The sequence below is a fragment of the Vibrio sp. 970 genome (assembly GCF_033339075.1).
Map to the genome: position 1 here is coordinate 154048 of NZ_JAWOTW010000007.1, position 17789 is coordinate 171836.

A 17789-nucleotide genomic window follows, 5' to 3' on the forward strand; every position below is an offset into this window, starting at 1 on the left:
AGCGCGGTCATGAAACGTGTATTGATGTTCGACGCCATCCCAATGCAAGGTGGATCCAAAATCGCGAATGCAGAGCTCCTTAAGCAGTGCGATAAGCTGAATGTGATTGGTTATCTACTCACTACAAATCCAGAGCATTGGGCGTCACTGCTTAGTGATACACCGCGTGTGCAAGTCATAAAAATAAAACCATCACCATTTAACTCGACTCATGGCCTGACCTACTGGTTGATGAACGCTTACTACTTTCTCCGACTTCTCTACGCGTGCATGAAGCTTCCAAAGATAGATAGCTTTTTGGGCCTATCTTGCCCAAGTAATGATATGCCTTTGTACTTACTACGATTAATTAGCAAAAAGCCTGTGGTACAGATGGTTCATGGCCCTATTGGACGATCGAGATCTGCTGGCTACTGCTTAGTAAAAGCATCGGCAATTTACTACTTGGCAAACACCCGCGAATCAATGGTAGAAGCATTACAGGCCTACCTCAAAACAGAGAAGCCAGCCACCGAACGCTATTGGTGTGGTTTGAATACATCTACGTTTGTTAATGGATTATCGAAAGAGCGCTGGCCAAAACAAGCGAATCCGATTTCAAGCCGCGTTTTCTGGGCAGCTAGCTTACTAAAATGGAAGAACATCGATCTTTTGCTTGATGCTTTAACACTTGATGAGTCGAAAAAGATCAAATCCACCGTGTGTTACATCAAACCTAACGTGGCAGGTGTGGAATATTCAACACCGGACTTCAACACACAAGGTGTTGAATGGCATGAGTGCCCAAACAACTTAGATGAATTGCGTTCACAGTGTGGTGTGTTTGTTTCCACCAGTCTCAACGAACCTTTTGGGTTATCTATTTTGGAAGCGCTCGCTGCAGGTATGTGTGTCGTCATTCCACATGATGATAGTTATTGGGACCGCGTGTTAACTCACGGCCGAAATTGTATTAAATACACGCCTAACAATGTGGCTTCGTTACACAACGCAATTCGCCTTTTGAATGAATCGCCGTGGATGAAAGTAACGATGGGTATCGAAGCACTCAATGTTTCTCAACTATACACAGCCGAACGTTGTTATTTGCCAATCGCCCAGCACCTTGCTGCCGAAATTGCTACCAACAATGATTGCACACTCAAGACACCGCGAGACATCAAAGGATATGATCATGTCTAAAGCAATGACCAACATGACGCTATTTGCTATCGCCTTAGTGATCAATAAAAGCATCAGCCTAATCATGCTGCCTGTATTGCCCCACTTTCTCTCACCAGAACAAATGGGCAAGCTTGAGCTTCTAACAACCTTTGGTGTTGTTACGACCTTGTTTGTCAGTTTCGCTTTGCATGAAGCGCTTTATCGATTCGTCGGCGTTGAAAAGGATAAAAATACGCGCACAAGCCTACTAAACCAGCTGTACTCACTTGCTTTACTCATCGCTGGCGTCGTCGCTCTTAGCTTGCTCACTATCATTTTAATCGCCCCCATTCCCGCGCCTTTTACGCGAGTCGAATTTGCTATTGTTATGTTTGCCATCGTTCTAGAAGGCAGTATTGCAATCGGCACTGCCTGGTTAAGAACACAAGACGACAAAGCAAGAACACTGCTTAACGTCATGGTCACTACCACCATTTTTCAGGTCATTTTTATCGTCGCGGCGCTGTCTGTTCATCCCCATGTTATTTCTGTTTTGTGGGGGGGCTTGTTGGCTGCTATTACTCAATTTGTTTGGCTGCACATCGCTAACCATTACAACGTCACTCTTCCTAAGCTGACATTGGCAAAACAATACCTAAACTACTGCCTACCAATGATGATGGCCGGTTTAGTAGCATTTTGTCTCAATGGCGCTGAGCGCTGGTTCATTGGTGCCAACACTTCTCTTGCGACGTTAGGGATTTACGCGATAGCGGTAAAATTTGCAGTGGGCATGTGTATTTTAGTGCAGCCGTTTGGCATGTGGTGGATGCCACGTCGATTTAACTACTTAGAAGGGCGCAAGAACACTGAAGCAGTGCGCATCACACACTTAGGTATGATTTACATTACAGGTTTGAGTGTAGTGGTCGGCACATTAGCAATGGTGATGATCACCTACTTACTGCCAGAAACCTATCATGAGGCGGTACTATTCAGCTTATTCTTGCTACCTATCGCCATGTTAAAAGAATGGAGTGAGTTGATTAACATCTCCATTTTGTACAAGCGTCGTACTCGCTGGCTACTGGGTATAAATGTCGTCTCTGCGTGCGTTGCGATTGCTTTGCTGTTTGGCTTATCTTCTCTGGGTATTTATGGGGTGTTCATTGCGCTTTATTACGCACAACTGTGTAAGCTGGGCCTGACTTATGTAGTAGGCCAACAATGTATGACGTTGCCTTTTCACCTCAGTCTGATGGTTTTATTACAGATTATATCCGGTGTGGCACTGTTCCTGCTTCACTCTTCACAATCAATAGGCATCGCCATCGCAATTTGCATTTTGACATGCAGTTTGCTGGCAGGGATAGCCACTCGCTACATGAGTAAAGAGACGCTCAATGCTCTCACTCGATACATAGTGAAACGGCGTGGACAGGTGAAGAGATACTCGTTATGAATGAAACCAAGGTGAGAACAAAACAGTCCATCGCAGCACTGACGATCACTGTCTGTATCGGCCTGCTTTGGATTGTTATGCCTCATCCCATTTTGATTGTCGCGTTGTGTTTCGCACCACTCGCGTTACTGTTTGTTCTCAATCAAACGTTTTGGCTTGTCACACTGTTCGTTATTTTTTCATTCTTTCGTATTCACGAAGCCTTTCCTGTTATCTATAACTTCAAGATCCCATTACTGTTATCACTGGGGGCACTCGCCGCACTCGCTTTTCACCTTCTTATAAGCCGCCAGATTACAGCTTTTTGGCACCCTTCATTAAAGTGGCTGTGTATATTTTGGGGTCTGGTGATCATCGGAATCATATTCGCTTCCAGTCGTGATATCGCAATAACGGTGTTCAAAAACACCTATTGGAAAATCATCATTATGACGTTGGCCATCACCTGGCTTATTACTAAACCTTCACAGCTCGCACAGATGTCAAAAGCAATTATTTTCGCCGGATTATTGATTGGCTTAGTGGCATTACAAAACGCAGCGAATGGCATTGATTTAGTCGAAGGGACGCGCGTGTCGATAGGACGCTCCATAGGTTCAGTACTTGGCGATCCTAACGATTTGGCACTAGTGCTGATGTTTCCCCTTGCCTTTACCGTTAGTCAATTGATGGAGAAGCATTCCCCCAAGCATCTCAGGCTCTTTGCCCTTATCACCTGTTTGGTTTTGTTCTTTGCGATCATTGAGACTCAGAGCCGCGGTGGGTTACTCGGTTCACTGTCTGTATTTGCCTACTTTGCTTTTAAACACATCAAAAGCAAAACATTAGTCTTGGTACTAGGCGCCGTAGCAGCCATCGTACTCTACGCATTCGCTGGTATTTCAGGACGAGAATCGGGGGGAGCCGCTGAGGATGGTATAGATGCCTCTGCGATGGGGCGACTTTATGCGTGGGAAGCGGCATTTAAAATGGCACTGCATCACCCGTTGACTGGCGTAGGTCTAGATAACTTTTACTTTAATTACTATTTCTACAGCCCACACTGGGATGGTATCAACCACGCGGTCCATAGTACTTGGTTTGGCGTGTTGGCAGAAACGGGTTTTGTCGGACTCGCGGTGTTCATTACTTTAATTGTGTCATTGATCCGCACCTCCTTGCATTCCATCTCATTGTTGACACCAAAATCAGATTACACCCTCTCTGTTGGAGCAAACGCCGTGTTAAGTGGGCTTATCGGTACCATCGTATCAGGCACGTTTCTGACTCAAGGTTTCACTTGGCCAATTTACATTCTAGCGGCGTTAACAGTTGTCGTTAGCCGAATTGTTCAAAGTGACTGTCAAAATGAGAAATCCTAGTTTCAAACATAAACAAAACCCATAACTCACTGTTTTAAAATGGCTAATTCCTTGGCACGCATTGTGATTACTCACTTAATTAGTAATCAAATAACCAAGACTCAAGGAGAGCCACATGACAGACATCGTAGTATTTGGAGAAGATTTTGGTGGGTTACCCTCTTCCACTCAGCATATTGTCAAGCGACTAGCAGCGAACCATCGCATCCTTTGGGTGAACTCCATTGGTCTTCGTCAACCTAAGCTGGATTCTAAAGACATACAACGTGCGTTAAACAAACTCACTCGTGTATTTCATAACGTAGGCTCACACAAGCCAACATTGGACTCTGAAACAAACCCAAACATTCACATCATCAACTTGCTCACCATTCCTGCCCCTAGTTCTGCATTAGCAAGAAAAGTGGCCGCTAAGATGATGAAGCACCAACTCAATAAACAATTACAAGCTCTTGGTTTTGATAAGCCTGTATTTTGGACGTCGCTCCCGACTGCTGCCGATCTTTGTGCAGAAATGAACCCACGTGGACTGATTTACTATTGTGGCGATGACTTTAGCGCTTTAGCTGGTGTTGACCACGACACGGTGGCCAAGCACGAACGTACTCTTGTTAATGCGGCCAGCGTTATCTTTACGGCAAGCGAAACACTCTCCACCAAATTTCCATCTGGTAAAACCGTCACTTTGCCTCACGGTGTCGACTTTAGTCTGTTTTCTGAGCCAGCACCTAAGGCTGAAGATTTTCCTAATAATGGTCGCAAAGTGCTGGGCTTTTATGGCAGTTTGTCTGAATGGTTAGACTACGACTTAATTGCCCAAGTCGCAGACCAAGCGCCTGACTGGGATCTCGTGTTCATCGGCCCTAACGAGTTCAGTGATAATCCACTTCCACAAAGATGCAACGTATACTACCTGGGCCCGAGAGCGCATCACACTCTGCCACGTTACTCCCAACACTGGGATGCCAGTTGGTTGCCCTTTGTTGATAACGCTCAAATCAAGGCATGTAATCCGCTTAAACTTCTTGAGTACTTGGCAACAGGAACCCCTGTTATCAGCACACCGTTTCCTGCATTAATGCCCTACAAACATATGCTCCATGTAGTTCAAAATTTAGAAGACGTATGTGCCAGTCTCGATCACTTGATCCCACCCCCAGCAAACTCAAAGCAATATGTTCAACAGCAAAGCTGGGAAGCAAGAGCCAACCAAGTTGAGAAATTAGTGAGGACGCTATGAACGATTTGAGAGAGAACCTTAGTGTATTACTACATGGCGCTTGGCGACGTCGTTACATGATCGTTATCCCTATGCTTGTCTTGCCGGTGCTGGGTTTCATCGTAAGTAAGCTGGTTCCGACGACTTATGTTGCTCACACCAGCATGCTTATTCAAGAGACAGCGAAAATGAACCCGTTCCTTCAAGACCTTGCCGTCTCAACAATGCTTAAAGACCGATTGAGCGCACTCAGTACTCTGCTAAAAAGCCGACACGTTTTGTATTCTGTCGCAAAAGAACAATCGCTGATCAATGACGAGATGAGTGCAAAAGAGCAAGAGTTCATCATAAAAGATCTTGCGTCGCGCCTGTCTGTTCAGCCACTCGGTAAAGACTTCATTCAAATTCAATTGCAAAGTGGTAAATCAGAAGGAATGGAGTCGATGCTGCTCTCTGTCAGAGAGCATTTTGTCGAACAGCTTTTGGCTCCTGAGCGTTCTTCGATTAAAGATTCGAGTCATTTTTTGACTATCCATATCAACAAACGCAGGGAAGAACTAGACAAGGCTGAACAAGCTTTTGCAGAGTATAAAAATACTTACTCAGACGCGACGCCCGAAATGCAAGCTCAAAGCCTTACTCGCCTTGCTAGCCTCAAACAAACGCTAGCCGAAAAGGAGGCGGAGCTTGCTGGTGTTTCACGAAGTCTAGGCAGTTTGGATCAACAACTATCCAAAACGAACCCGGTTATCGGTAAACTGGAAGAGCAAATCATCGACATTCGTAGTGAACTTACCCTGCTTCGCGCTAAATACACAGAGGCGCATAGTTTGGTGCAAGGTAAGTTGCGAGAATTAAACCGGTTGGAGCAGGAACGCTCGGTACTCTTGAACTCTAAACAACCAGAACTAAACAGTGCTCAACTATGGGATATCGCGAGCAATACCACAGTAAACAGTCTTGGCGAAGCACAGCCTCTACTTGTCTCCCAACTACATCAATTACAAATGATGCGCGGACGTTTTGAAGCACTTACGGAAGAAACCAACAGCTTGCGAGACATGATCCAAGAATTAGAGCGAAATGCGCACCAATTTGGGAGCACAGCAACAGAAATCAACCGCTTAGCTCGTGACGTCGCAGTGAAGAGAGAAATGTATGATGAACTCGTCGAACGCTATGAGATGGCCCAACTAACGGGTTCTTTGGGAGAGTTTGAAGAGAATAAGCGCGTAAAAATCATTGATGAACCGTTCACGCCAACGATTCCAACTAACTTACCTAGTTTTGTATTTGTCATTTTAGGATTTATTGGTGGCGCTGGTTTAGGCATTGGATTAGCGACGATACTAGAGTTAGCCGATAACTCTATCCGCTCTAAAAGAGCATTAGAAAAACACCTTGGTGTTCCTGTCATCACCACTTTACCTAACGTAGTGTACGGAAACTAACCGCCATAAGAACTCATTTACAAGCACTCGGTCGGCGAGTGCTTTTCTTTTACTACTGCCTTATACAGCCTCATAGCATGTCCACTAATATGAATCTCAAATTGAGAATAAACATAGAACTTCACACGAGCTGAAATTAACCTATTGTTTTTAAGTGTTTAATTTCTTGGCACGCTGTCTGCAATTCCTAAATAAACAAAGAACTCAACGAGGGTTTGAAAATGGAATTCAGACAAAAACACAATAACACTAAGCACAGCAAAAAAGTGATATTACACGTCGTGCAACACTTAGCTCCTGGCGGTTTAGAAACGCTCGTGCTAGAAATGCTTCGTTTTGCGCCGCCAAACCATTCCGTTTTTGTCGTGAGCTTAGAAGGAAGCAAAGAACATGCACTACAAGGCTGGCAAAAACTGTTGCCCTACCAAGGCCAACTACACTTTCTTAATAAAAGACCTGGATTCAGCGGGAAGACCATCGCTACGCTGACTTCAATGATAAAAAGAATGCGACCAGACGTGGTCCACACCCATCATATCGGCCCACTTCTGTATGGTGGTATTGCTGCACGTTTAGCGCACGTACCTGTAGTGATTCATACCGAGCACGACGCATGGCACCTTAATAACAAAAAATCAGCTCGACTACAGTCCCTTTTGCTAACGATGATTCGCCCGCAAGTAGTTGCCGATGCTAACTTTGTCGCCCATCAAATACAGACTAAGTTAAAGTATCGCAAAGTTTGTACTATCCATAACGGGATTGACTGTCAGAAGTTTAAAAGCGGTGACCAAACGGCAACAAGACACTTGTTTGAACTTCCAACCGACAAAATCGTGATTGGCGTTGCCGGGCGTCTAGAAGCAGTTAAAGGCCATAAAGTGCTTATCGAAGCATTCTCTCATCTTGCGCCAAACACACACCTAGCAATAGCCGGTGATGGTTCTCAGCGAACTCAATTGGAAGCACAAGTTAGAACGTTAAAACTTGAAGATCGAGTAACCTTTTTAGGTTTGGTAGACGATATGCCCAGCTTTTACCAAAGCCTAGATTTGTTTTGCTTACCATCACTTCAAGAGGGCTTTCCTCTCTCAACCCTCGAGGCTCAAGCATGTGACATTCCTTGCGTCGCGACGGATGTTGGCGGCGTGAAAGAGACGCTCTGTCCGAACAACAGCACACTGGTTGAAGCAAATCGCGTGTTTTTGTTGGCCGAAGCGTTATCACAACAACTGGAATCATCACACCATTCTCCTCGAACTTTTATTCTCAAACACTTTGATATCAGAGACATGGTGAGTCGCTACTCACGTTTGGCCAAGGAGGCTAGCTATGAATGATTTACTTTGGATTATAGGGTTTGGTTTATCCGCATTTTTGATTGTCTATCATCACGTTGGGTACCCACTGCTCCTTAAATGGCTTCCTTTAAAACAGCAAGACGAAACCAAAGCACCATTTGTAGAGCGAGCTTACAAAGCCTCCAAAACAGACAGCCAGCTACCCTCTATTACTGTCATCGTGCCCGCCTACAATGAAGAACAATGGATAGCAGAGAAGATCCGTAACCTTGCGAGCCTAGACTACCCGAGGGATAAATTAAGAGTAGTGATCGCATGTGATGGCTGCACAGATAACACAGCCGAGATTGCTCAAGCGACAATTCAAGAAGCAATCTGCTCTGATACTCTGTTCATTATTAATGATCACCAAGTCAATCGCGGTAAAGTTGCCCTACTCAACGAAGAAATGCGTCATGTTAGCTCGGACATTACCGCACTGAGTGACACGTCGGCATTGATTTCTTGCGATTCTCTGTTGCTAGCTAGTCAGCATTATCAAAATGAGAACGTTGGAGTGGTTAACGCAACATATCAAATAATGAGTACTGATAACCAAGGTGAAGCGGCGTATTGGCAATACCAGTCTCGAGTAAAGCACCAAGAATCCTTGTTAGGTTCAACGATTGGTTCCCACGGTGCGTTTTACACTTTCAGAACTCACTTATTTGAACCACTGGAAGTTAGCACCATTAATGACGACTTTATTCTCCCTATGAGAATCGTTTTGCGAGGCTATAGCGCTATTTACGAGCCAAACATGCTGGCGCTTGAGCTCGAACAAAGCTCAGATGACGCAGATTTCAAACGACGCCTAAGAATTTCAGCAGGTAACATGCAGCAGCTCATGCAATTAAAGAAATTACTGCTACCTCGCTATCGTGGCACTGCCTTTGCATTTCTATCGGGAAAGGTCCTGCGCTTAGCAACACCCTATTTGATGATTGTTTGCTTTATTTGCTCACTACTACTGGCACACAATCCGCTGTTTCAAGTAATGCTGTTCGCACAAGTTGGTATTTATAGCATCGCGCTTATCACTTACTTGATGCCAGCACTTAACACAATTAAACCTTTTAAGCTGATTAGTTACATCGTCATTGGTCATCTCGCCAACTTTATCGGCGGTATGAAATATTTACTCGGAATGGAAAATGGACGTTGGAAACGCGTCAACCAATAAGGAAAGCATCATGAAAAACTCACGCTACGATTCAAATGTATGCCACGCGAAAAGAACGTTTGATGTACTGGTTGCAATGCTTATTTTGGTCGTCACTGCACCACTTTTCCCATTTATCGCGCTAGCGATCAAAACCACATCGAAAGGCCCTGTGATTTATCGCCAATTGCGAGTAGGACGCTGCACACCAGAAAAAATGGATCTTTTTCAAATCATGAAGTTTCGCACCATGTATATTGATGCAGAGCAACGCTCTGGCGCAGTATGGGCAACTGAAAATGATCCCCGCATCACGCCAGTAGGACGCTTTTTACGCAAAACGCGTTTAGATGAACTACCTCAACTGTTTAATGTGTTGAAAGGTGAAATGTCGATGATTGGGCCGCGCCCAGAACGCCCAGCTTTCTACCAGAAATTGGAAGATGAAATCCCCTACTTTGTAGAGCGCACATATGGCGTGTTACCGGGTATCACAGGCTTAGCTCAGGTTAACCAAGGCTATGATGCATGCATTGAAGATGTAAGACGCAAAGTTGGGTTTGACCACAGTTACGCACTAAGCTTAGGTTCGTTTTACTCTTGGATTTCAATGGACCTTTCAATCATGAGCAAAACATTCGTTGTGATGATTGACGGACGAGGTCAATAACTTCCGGTTCTGGTAACGGTCACTCTTGCCACTGGCGGCGCATCTTTTCTATCGTCGCTGGTGGCACGTCATGAATGCTTTGATACGCTCCGTGACACACTTTAATTTCCACCTCGATGCGCTTCTTCATGCAGTAGTCCATGTAACGCTTCATCTCCCAATGTCGAACAAACGTATTGCTCACAATCACGACTCTCCCTTTGTTCAACCACTTTCTAGTTTGCTGAAAACACCACTCATGCGCTTGAGGTAATTGAACCGGTTCAAAGTGATAATCACATTCATCATTTTCAAAATACATGTCAGCTTCAAAATGCTTAGCACCAAGCTCTATTGCCAGTTGTTTTGCTAAGGTTGTTTTACCTGACCCCGGAAGTCCACGAATAAGAATGAGTTTAGCCAGTGACATAATGCAGTTTAATGAGGTGGGAATAAGCCTAAACTGTAACGAAATTATTGGAAAAGAAAAGTAGAAATAAAAAATGCCGAGCACATTAGGCTCGGCATTTAAACTCAATCATGGATCGTGTTGTATTTATTTGTAAGCTGGCAGTTCTGTTCTTAACCCTTTCACCAAACTTACGCACATCAACAGCAGAACAAAAGTAAACGGTAACCCTGTTGCAACAACGCCTGATTGCAATGCTTGCAAGGCTTCTTTACCGCCAACCCACAGCATTACGGCTGCAATTGCGCCTTCAATACACGCCCAGAAAATGCGTTGCGGTACTGGTGCATCAATCTTACCACCGGCGGTAATACTATCGATAACCAGCGAGCCAGAGTCTGACGATGTAATAAAGAATACCAGAATCAGCACGATAGAAAGCATTGAAATCACTGAGCTATACGGAAGCGCATCGTAAACATGGAACAGAGTCAATGAAATATCAGTTAGGCCATTTGCACCTAGCTCACCAACTTTATTCACCACTTGGTCAAGCGCGATACCACCAAACACAGACATCCAAATCAAAGTAACAACTGTAGGAATAACGATGACTGCGAATAAGAATTCTCGAACCGTACGACCTTTAGACACACGCGCGATAAACATACCAACAAACGGTGACCAAGATACCCACCAAGCCCAGTAGAATACCGTCCAGCCGTGCATCCAAGTTTCATCTTCACGACCGTGAGGGTTACTCAATGGAATAATATTTTCAATGTAAGCCATTGTTGTGTCGCGTAGCGAGCTCCACGCCGTATCAAACGTGATGAAGGTAATGAAAATAAGCAGCGCAAACGCAACCACCATATTGACGTTACTCAGTAGCTTAACACCACCATCAATACCACGAATCACTGATAGCACCGCGATAAAGGTAACGAAGGTGATCACAATCATTTGTGTACCAATGCCGCCTTCTAGACCAAAGACATGGTTAATACCACTGGTCGCCTGCTGAGCACCCAGACCTAGCGACGTTGCAAGACCAAATAGCGTCGACAAAACGGCAAGGATATCAATAACGTGACCTAACCAGCCCCATGCACGGTCACCAAAAATTGGATAGAACGCCGCGCGCAATGAAAGTGGTAAACCTTTGTTAAATGCAAAAAACGCTAATGCTAGTGCAACGAGTGCGTAAATACTCCAACCATGCACACCCCAGTGGAACATAGTGGCACCCATCGCGAGGGATTTTGCTTCTTCGGTGTATGGTACTGCGTTCAGTGGCATTCCCCACCAATCAGTGAAATACGCGGTCGGCTCAGCCACACTCCAGAACAGAAGACCAATACCCATACCCGCGGCGAAAAGCATCGACAACCAAGAAACGGTTGAGTGATCCGGCGTTGCTTCTTTGCCACCTAAGCGGATTTTACCTAGCGGAGAAAAAAGAAGAGCAACGGCGAACAATAAGAAGAAGTTTGTCGACCACATAAAAAACGCATCAAACTGTTCGATAATTCCGTTTTTTAGACCGTTTAATACGTCTCGAGCAGTGGTTGGCTCAACAAGAAGAAGTGAAATCAGACAGAAAACAACGAGCCCCGCACTAATGCCAAAAACCGGGTTATGTATATCGAATCCCCACTTTTGAACGTTATCCTGTCCAACCTGATAATCGGTTGTATCAATACTATATTTTTTAAATGCATTATCCATAAATACAAATTTAACGTGAATTTGAAACGCCCCTCAGGTGAGAAGAACTCCAATACCGCCCTCCATTAATTTGAACTCTAAAGTTTTAAAGCGGGAAGAATTTTAGCAGCAATCACATATTTTTGCAAAAAGTCGTGATTTATTGCATTTTAAGCTCAATTCGAGACAGATGAAGGGGAAATAATATCAACACAAAAATTATGAGGTCTAACGATTGATTTTGTCGTAGGTTGTAGACTAGAAAAGACACAAGAAATACTTAAGTTCATAGCCAGTCACTGCGCAAATAGAGAAGACCTGCGCTGATTTGGTTTCACAATTAACGACGAAACCAAATCAGCAAACCTTTCATCCAGCGAGCGTTATAAGAAATGGAAGGTGATGTTCCCTGTTACGCTGCTAACGGTATCGCTATCGCCTTCAATATCCACGCCAAACGCTTGATAACTCGCGCCCACAGACACATTGTCAAGCAAGAAGTATTCGGCACCAACACCATACATATAAGAGACGCCATCATCTTTGTCTAAGTTTCTCAGTCCACCGTCATAATCAACGTTGAATGCATTGATGCCGCCTTTTGCGTAAACGTGTAACGGGCCGAAGTCGATACTAGGTTTCGCCGCTAAATAGAATGAATCAAAATCAGCGCTACCCCTGCTGCCACTCAAAGATAAATCCACTTTGCCGTGGTTAAAGTAGCCTGCCTCAATGCCAATGAATGGCAAAATACCAGTACCGACATGAATACCATAAGTTGTATCATTTTCGCTGTCGATATCGGACTGACCAATTTGGCCACCAGCGTAAATCCAAGAGTCAGCCATTGCTGACGTTGAGCACAACGTTAGAGCGAATAACGAGAGTGTTTTTTTCATACTATCCCTTCCTGATCGATTCCTAAGCGAAACATTACGCAAATATGCGCATTTAATCGCCACTATATATTGGAAAGCATAGGCATTTTAAGACTCTAAAAGTGAATAATTTATGTTCAACTTTTGTTTTGTGACTTCCAGACAAAAAAACACCGACATAAAGCCGGTGTGTTTCATATGGTGTTAGAAAGCTTGACGCTTATAGGAAATGTAGTGTTGCGTTAACAGAGAACGTGCTGATATCGTCTTTACCAGCAGTGTAGTTCATGTAGCTAGCACCAACAGACATTGGGCCAAAAATGAAGTACTCAGCACCCACACCGTACATTAGGTCCAAATCGTCATCGTCTTTGCCGCCTTTAACTTTTTTGTCCCACTGATGGAAACCACCTTTTGCGTACACGTGTAGCGGACCGAAGTCGATGCTTGGCTTAAGTGCTGCGTAGTAAGAAGTTAGCTTAGTGTCTTGACCATTTACGTTAAATTCACCGTGTTGTGTTACACCAGCTTCAACACCAATGATAGGTAGAATGCCTGTACCAACGTGAACAGAGTATGATGTGTCTGTCTCACCTTTGTAGTCAGACTGACCTACTGTTGCACCACCGTAAATCCAAGAATCCGCCATTGCCGCAGAAGATGCGCCAAGTAGCGCCACTGCTAATAGAGTTTTTTTCATCATCTACCTTTACTCTTTATTATTCCCACGTCTGCATACCTCAGTCGTTGGTACTACAAATAAAGGGAGGCGAACTATTGCCTCCCAGAACTAAAAAATAATGCTTATTGAGTTACTAGCAATTAGTGTACCAGCAACTTCTTAAGCGATAATTACAAACCTGACACTATTTTACTGGTTGATTAGCAAGCATCAATCGCGTTTTTGACTCGTTTATCAGAAACAGGATAAGGAGTGCCTAATTGTTGAGCAAAATAACTCACGCGAAGCTCTTCAATCATCCAACGCACTTCTTTTACATTTTCAGGAATGGCCACACCTTTCGGGATCTTGTTCAGCAACTCTTTATAGTCTTGAGTCACAGATTCAATCTTCAGCATATGTAAACGATCTTTGTTTGGATCGATTGGCAACTTCTCCATACGACGCTCTATCGCGCGCATGTAGCGAAGAATATCCGGCAAGCGTTTCCAGCCACATTCCGTTGCAAAGCCTTTGAAGATCAAGCCTTCAATTTGTGCTTTGATATCGGACAGAGCAAACGCCATTGTGAAGTCGATCTTGCCTTTTAGCTTCTTATTGATGCTAAACGCCGTGGTCAGAATAGTCTCAACCTGTTGAGCAATCTCTACAACGGTGTCACCCAATTCAGCACGAACTTGTTCTTTCAACGCTTCGAACTTCTCTGGCTCCCAAACTAAACCACCCTGCTCTTCAATAAGCTTATCGACACCACAGGCAATGCAGTCATCTATCAGATCAAGCACTTTGCCGTATGGATTAAAGTACAGACCCAGCTTCGATTTGTTCGGTAAGTTGGCGTGCAAATATTTAATTGGCGACGGTACGTTCAATAAAATTAGGCGACGCTGACCAGCACGCATTGCCGTTATCTGCTCGTACTCCGTTTCGTAGAGTTTGATTTCAACGCTGTCTTTGGTATCAACAAGCGCCGGATACGCTTTTACATCGTAGCCGCCACGTTTTTGTTGATACACTTTCGGCAATTCTCCAAAACTCCACGTATGCAGACCTTGCTGTTCGATATCGTCATCCGCAACTTTGGAAAGCGTTTCTTGAACTTTGTCTTTCAAACTTTCTTTCAGTTCATGAAGGTCTTTGTTTTCCTTCAGTTTACGATTTCGGTGATCAACCGCACGAAACGTGACTTTCAAGTGCTCAGGTACTTGTTCCAAGTTCCAGTCTTCACGCAGTACCTCTACGCCCGTCATGCGTCGCAACTCTTTCTCTAATGAATCTAGCAGCGGCGCTTCCATTGGCGTGACGCGTGCTAAGAATGCATCGGCATAGTTCGGCGCAGGTACAAAGTTCTTACGAATTGTCTTTGGCAACGATTTAATCAAGCTAACCACAAGCTCATGGCGCAAACCAGGGATTTGCCAATCAAAGCCCGCTGGTTCAACTTGGTTTAAAATCGGCAACGGCAAATGCACTGTGACACCGTCACTATCATCGCCTGGTTCAAATTGGTAACTCAATTTGAGCTTCAAACCATTTTGATGCCAGAAGTTCGGGTAATCCAAATCGGTCACATGGCTAGCATCACCCTTGAACAGCATCTCTTTTTCAAAGTTCAGCAGTTCCGGATTTTCTTTAGATGCCTTTTTCCACCACGTATCGAAATGCTTACCAGACACCACTTCGGTGCCAACGCGTTGGTCATAGAAATCAAACAGCTCATCATCATCCACTAAGATGTCTCGACGACGAGATTTATGCTCAAGCTCTTCCACTTCTTGCAGAAGCTTACGGTTTTGCTTAAAGAACGCGTGTTTGGTTTCCCATTCACCCTCAACCAATGCACTACGAATGAAGATTTCGCGACTTACGGTCGAATCGATACTGCCGTAGTTGACCAAGCGTTTCGGTACGATTGGTACGCCGTAAAGCATCACTTTTTCGTGCGCCATCACCGCAGCGCGTTTCTTCGACCAATGTGGTTCGCTGTAACTGCGTTTAATAAGGTGTTTAGCTAACGGCTCAATCCATTCTGGCTGAATCTTTGCGATGATACGACCCCAAAGTTTTGAGGTTTCCACCAACTCAGCAGACATGATCCACTTAGGCTGTTTCTTGAATAGACCTGATGCAGGGAAGATATGGAAACGAGCATTACGCGCGCCTTGATATTCATTCTTTTCTTGGTCTTTCATGCCGATGTGCGACAGCAAACCAACCAAAATGGCACTGTGTACGCCATGGTAAGAAGCGGGCTCATCGTTAAGCTTGAATTCCATCTCACGCATCGACTGATGAATTTGGAAGTACACATCTTGCCACTCGCGAACGCGCAAGTAGTTCAAATAGTCTTGCTTACACTGTTTGCGGAACTGATTGCTAGACAAGGCTTTTTGCTGCTTTTGGATGTATTCCCACAAATTCACAAATGTCAGGAAGTCCGACTCTTCATGGAAGAAGCGACGATGTTTATCGTCTGACGATTGTTGTTTGTCTGAAGGACGTTCGCGTGGATCTTGAATCGACAAGGCAGCTGCGATGATCATCACTTCTTTAAGCGCACCATATTTTGGCGCTTCCAATACCATACGCGCCAAGCGCGGATCGATTGGCAAACGCGCTAATTGGCGACCAATGGAAGTCAGGCGTTTTTTCGGATCTTTTACCTCAGAGTTAATCGCACCAAGCTCTTCCAGCAAACGCACGCCGTCTTGGATGTTACGTTTATCCGGTGCTTCCACAAACGGAAACGCTTGAATATCACCCAAACCAAGTGCCGTCATTTGCAAGATAACCGACGCTAGATTGGTACGCAGGATTTCAGGATCAGTAAACTCTGGGCGTGACTCAAAATCTTCCTCTGAGTACAGACGAATACAGATACCCTCTTCCACACGACCACAACGACCTTTACGCTGGTTCGCACTCGCCTGAGAAACTGGCTCGATTGGAAGACGCTGAACCTTAGTACGGTAACTGTATCGACTGATACGCGCCGTGCCCGGGTCGATAACATATTTAATACCCGGAACGGTTAGCGAGGTTTCTGCTACGTTGGTTGCCAGTACAATTCGGCGACCAGTGTGAGGTTGGAAAATCTTATTCTGCTCACCTGCCGACAAACGCGCGTAAAGCGGCACAATTTCCGTGCTCTTCAGATTACGTTTGGACAATGCATCTGCGGTATCACGGATTTCACGTTCACCGTTCATGAAAATCAGGATGTCACCTAAACCTTCATCGCACAGTTCATCTACCGCTTCGAAGATGCCTTCAAGCTGGTCACGATCATTGTCGTCATCACCGCTTAGTGGGCGGTAACGTGTTTCTACCGGGTAAGTACGACCCGATACTTCAATGATTGGTGCATTGTTGAAGTGTTTTGAGAAGCGTTCTGGGTCGATGGTTGCCGACGTGATGATCACTTTCAAATCAGGACGACGTGGCAGCAACTCTTTCAAGTAACCCAAGATGAAATCGATGTTGAGGCTGCGCTCGTGCGCTTCATCGATAATGATGGTGTCGTATTGATTCAAGAAACGGTCATTCTGAATTTCAGCCAACAAGATACCGTCCGTCATCAATTTGATTTGGGTATTTTCAGAGATCTGATCGTTGAATCGAACCTTGTAACCAACAAACTCACCAAGCTTGGTTTCCATCTCTTCGGCAATACGGTTAGCAACCGAACGCGCTGCAAGACGACGAGGCTGAGTATGACCAATCAGGCCAAATTTACCGCGACCAAGCTCAGCACAGATTTTTGGTAGCTGAGTGGTTTTACCAGAACCGGTTTCACCCGCGACGATAACCACTTGGTTTTCTTCGATCGCTTTCGCAATATCGTCGCGTTTTTGGCTTACAGGCAGGATTTCTGGGTATTCAATCGTTGGTTTGTAGTTGCTGCGCTGCTCTGCAACCATCATGGATTTTGCGATGTCTAATGCGATTTCGTCGAACACAGCATTACGCGCTGCGTCCTTCTTAATTTTGCTTGCACCAGAAATACGTTTACTCAAGCGGAAACGGTCGCGCATCATGCACTGATTCAGCGCTTTACGCAGAGATGCCGCGCTATTCACTTGAGCCTGAGGTGTTTGAGCTTGTTTCGCTGTCGCTTTTTGCGCACCATTTGACGGTGTCGCTTGCTCTTCAGCTAGATTCTTTTTTGGGGGCTGTGACGAAGTCAAAGCGTTTCCTATTCTTTTCATTACAAAAACTGCGCGGATTGTATCACACAAGATCTGTAACAAGATAACCGAAAGCTCATTCAATTTTTTCGAACATGTTCAGCGAATCGCTAGGCTTTTGAACTCACTTACGTTGCTT

At 44.8% G+C, this 17789-nt stretch carries 13 protein-coding genes; 8 read left to right on the plus strand and 5 right to left on the minus strand.

Annotated elements, in window-relative coordinates; translation table 11 throughout:
• Positions 1 to 9 precede the first annotated feature (9 nt).
• From R7Q11_RS12835 to R7Q11_RS12870, 8 genes are all read left to right on the plus strand, one after another.
• A complete protein-coding gene (locus tag R7Q11_RS12835; protein WP_025766677.1) occupies positions 10 to 1182 on the plus strand; it encodes a glycosyltransferase in 1173 nt (390 codons plus the stop codon).
• The gene (locus tag R7Q11_RS12840) at positions 1175 to 2605 is read left to right on the plus strand and encodes a lipopolysaccharide biosynthesis protein (protein ID WP_191116133.1); all 1431 of its coding nucleotides are present in this window, start codon (positions 1175 to 1177) and stop codon (positions 2603 to 2605) included. The genes R7Q11_RS12835 and R7Q11_RS12840 overlap by 8 nt, the downstream gene beginning before the upstream one ends.
• Complete coding sequence (locus R7Q11_RS12845) at positions 2602 to 3966, plus strand: O-antigen ligase family protein (protein ID WP_167415198.1); 1365 nt, start codon at positions 2602 to 2604, stop codon at positions 3964 to 3966. The genes R7Q11_RS12840 and R7Q11_RS12845 overlap by 4 nt, the downstream gene beginning before the upstream one ends.
• Positions 3967 to 4081: 115 nt before the next feature.
• On the plus strand, positions 4082 to 5206 hold the full coding sequence (locus tag R7Q11_RS12850; protein WP_213962561.1) for a glycosyltransferase: 1125 nt from the start codon (positions 4082 to 4084) through the stop codon (positions 5204 to 5206).
• On the plus strand, positions 5203 to 6636 hold the full coding sequence (locus tag R7Q11_RS12855; RefSeq protein ID WP_005377649.1) for a GumC family protein: 1434 nt from the start codon (positions 5203 to 5205) through the stop codon (positions 6634 to 6636). The genes R7Q11_RS12850 and R7Q11_RS12855 overlap by 4 nt, the downstream gene beginning before the upstream one ends.
• A gap of 221 nt (positions 6637 to 6857) precedes the next feature.
• Positions 6858 to 7976 (plus strand): glycosyltransferase, encoded by a 1119-nt coding sequence (locus R7Q11_RS12860; protein ID WP_213885319.1) that lies wholly within the window; start codon positions 6858 to 6860, stop codon positions 7974 to 7976.
• The gene (locus R7Q11_RS12865; protein ID WP_033905250.1) at positions 7969 to 9159 is read left to right on the plus strand and encodes a glycosyltransferase family 2 protein; all 1191 of its coding nucleotides are present in this window, start codon (positions 7969 to 7971) and stop codon (positions 9157 to 9159) included. Before R7Q11_RS12860 ends, R7Q11_RS12865 begins: the two co-directional genes overlap by 8 nt.
• Before the next feature lie 10 nt (positions 9160 to 9169).
• On the plus strand, positions 9170 to 9808 hold the full coding sequence (locus R7Q11_RS12870) for a sugar transferase (protein WP_205390866.1): 639 nt from the start codon (positions 9170 to 9172) through the stop codon (positions 9806 to 9808).
• Positions 9809 to 9827: 19 nt separating this feature from the next.
• On the opposite strand, the gene R7Q11_RS12875 is transcribed toward R7Q11_RS12870, so the two are convergent.
• From R7Q11_RS12875 to hrpA, 5 genes are all read right to left on the minus strand, one after another.
• Complete coding sequence (locus tag R7Q11_RS12875; protein WP_213885320.1) at positions 9828 to 10217, minus strand: AAA family ATPase; 390 nt, start codon at positions 10215 to 10217, stop codon at positions 9828 to 9830.
• A 126-nt stretch (positions 10218 to 10343) separates the two neighbouring features.
• Complete coding sequence (locus R7Q11_RS12880; RefSeq protein ID WP_005377659.1) at positions 10344 to 11924, minus strand: BCCT family transporter; 1581 nt, start codon at positions 11922 to 11924, stop codon at positions 10344 to 10346.
• A 362-nt stretch (positions 11925 to 12286) separates the two neighbouring features.
• Complete coding sequence (locus tag R7Q11_RS12885) at positions 12287 to 12802, minus strand: outer membrane beta-barrel protein (protein ID WP_005377661.1); 516 nt, start codon at positions 12800 to 12802, stop codon at positions 12287 to 12289.
• 199 nt (positions 12803 to 13001) lie between these two features.
• Positions 13002 to 13481: an outer membrane beta-barrel protein gene (locus tag R7Q11_RS12890; protein ID WP_021033871.1), complete on the minus strand. Its 480-nt coding sequence runs from the start codon at positions 13479 to 13481 to the stop codon at positions 13002 to 13004.
• Between the two features lie 182 nt (positions 13482 to 13663).
• Positions 13664 to 17650: an ATP-dependent RNA helicase HrpA gene (gene hrpA, locus R7Q11_RS12895; protein ID WP_176225781.1), complete on the minus strand. Its 3987-nt coding sequence runs from the start codon at positions 17648 to 17650 to the stop codon at positions 13664 to 13666.
• Positions 17651 to 17789: the final 139 nt, after the last annotated feature.

Bases quoted from the DNA above. Each gene is read 5' to 3' on its own strand.
- R7Q11_RS12890 (WP_021033871.1), bottom strand. From the start codon at position 13,481: ATGAAAAAAACTCTATTAGCAGTGGCGCTACTTGGCGCATCTTCTGCG.
- R7Q11_RS12875 (WP_213885320.1), bottom strand. From the start codon at position 10,217: ATGTCACTGGCTAAACTCATTCTTATTCGTGGACTTCCGGGGTCAGGT.
- R7Q11_RS12850 (WP_213962561.1), top strand. From the start codon at position 4,082: ATGACAGACATCGTAGTATTTGGAGAAGATTTTGGTGGGTTACCCTCT.
- R7Q11_RS12860 (WP_213885319.1), top strand. From the start codon at position 6,858: ATGGAATTCAGACAAAAACACAATAACACTAAGCACAGCAAAAAAGTG.
- R7Q11_RS12835 (WP_025766677.1), top strand. From the start codon at position 10: ATGAAACGTGTATTGATGTTCGACGCCATCCCAATGCAAGGTGGATCC.
- R7Q11_RS12870 (WP_205390866.1), top strand. From the start codon at position 9,170: ATGAAAAACTCACGCTACGATTCAAATGTATGCCACGCGAAAAGAACG.
- R7Q11_RS12880 (WP_005377659.1), bottom strand. From the start codon at position 11,924: ATGGATAATGCATTTAAAAAATATAGTATTGATACAACCGATTATCAG.
- R7Q11_RS12865 (WP_033905250.1), top strand. From the start codon at position 7,969: ATGAATGATTTACTTTGGATTATAGGGTTTGGTTTATCCGCATTTTTG.
- R7Q11_RS12840 (WP_191116133.1), top strand. From the start codon at position 1,175: ATGTCTAAAGCAATGACCAACATGACGCTATTTGCTATCGCCTTAGTG.
- R7Q11_RS12855 (WP_005377649.1), top strand. From the start codon at position 5,203: ATGAACGATTTGAGAGAGAACCTTAGTGTATTACTACATGGCGCTTGG.
- R7Q11_RS12885 (WP_005377661.1), bottom strand. From the start codon at position 12,802: ATGAAAAAAACACTCTCGTTATTCGCTCTAACGTTGTGCTCAACGTCA.
- R7Q11_RS12845 (WP_167415198.1), top strand. From the start codon at position 2,602: ATGAATGAAACCAAGGTGAGAACAAAACAGTCCATCGCAGCACTGACG.